Here is a 1335-nt window from a genome sequence, read left to right as displayed (position 1 = left end):
CGTTGGGTGCCGGGGAGCGCGTCAGAGGGCGCGCTTTGACGCTGTCCCACAGTGGGCGGGACGGGTCAACTCTGCTCAGGTAGCGCAACGGCCGAGATGCGACCCCAGCGCCGTTGTCGCCGTTGGGATCGGGTCCAGCTTCGCGGACCTGGCAGGTGCTCTGGTCACGGGAGCGAACACAGGGGCGAAGGCCTGATGCGTTGCGGCGCTTTTTGGCCTCAGCGGTGGTCCGGCCAGGGTTGTATGCGTGCTGGGGCAGCTGGTTGTCCTCGGGGTTCCCAGAACTCGGCTGCCCTCCAAGAGCTCTCACTGCCGCGGCGAGACGGTCCCCCGTTGTCTCCCGGCGATGGGGGCCGTCGTGTAGAAATCTGACATGAGCGCGCGACGCCGGCCGCGATGGTCCGAGCTGCAGCCCCTCCTCAGTCCGAGGAGCGTGCCGCTCAACACGACAGACCGGCGGCTGGCCGCGGCCGCGTCGGTCGCGGACCTGAGGATGCTGGCCCGTCGGCGGGCACCCCGGGCAGTTTTCGACTACACCGACGGCGGTGCCGGTGATGAACTCGCTTTGCAGCGCTCGCGCGAGGCCTACGCACGGATCGAGTTCCGGCCCAGCGTCCTGAAGGACGTTTCCGACGTGGATGCCACGACAGTCATCCTCGGGCGACCTGCCGCAGCACCTCTCGTGTTCGCCCCCACGGGCTTCACCCGGATGATGCACACCGAGGGCGAGACTGCCGTCGCCCGCGTCGCTGCCCGGGCAGACATTCCCTATGCCCTGTCCACGATGGGGACGACCTCGATCGAAGCGCTCGCCGACGCTGCACCGGAGGCTCGTCGCTGGTTCCAGCTCTACCTGTGGCGCGACCGTGAGGCGAGTCGTGACTTCATCACGCGGGCCCAGGCGTCCGGTTACGAAGCGCTCGTCCTCACCGTCGACACTCCGGTCGCAGGGCCGCGCCTGCGCGACGTGCGCAACGGCCTCACGATCCCGCCGTCGCTGTCTCTGCGAACCTTCGTCGACGGTGCGCTGCATCCGGCGTGGTGGTACGACCTGTTGACGACGGAGCCGCTGGAGTTCGCCTCGCTCAATCGCTTCGAGGGCACTGTGGCCGAGCTCGTCGGCAGCCTGTTCGACCCGGCTGCGACGATCGCGGACCTCGCCTGGCTCCGCTCGATCTGGGCGGGGCCCCTCGTGGTCAAGGGGATCCTCACGGAGGAGGACGCGCGGGCCGCCGTCGATGCCGGCGCGGACGCGATCGTCGTGTCGAACCATGGCGGTCGCCAGCTCGACCGGGCCGTCACGCCTCTGGAGGCGCTCCCCGCGATCGTGGAGGC

At 69.5% G+C, this 1335-nt stretch carries 1 protein-coding gene; it reads left to right on the top strand.

Translation table 11 applies throughout. From position 1 onward, the window contains the following. Positions 1-433: 433 nt before the first annotated feature. A partial coding sequence (locus tag ABD194_RS20415; protein ID WP_343994934.1) for an alpha-hydroxy acid oxidase occupies positions 434-1335 on the top strand: 902 nt, incomplete at its 3' end.

It is taken from the genome of Terrabacter terrae (assembly GCF_039529575.1).
In the GTDB taxonomy this organism is placed as follows: Bacteria; Actinomycetota; Actinomycetes; order Actinomycetales; family Dermatophilaceae; genus Terrabacter; species Terrabacter terrae.
Note: the sequence above shows the minus strand (reverse complement) of the source record. Positions and strands in the feature narration are given on the sequence as shown.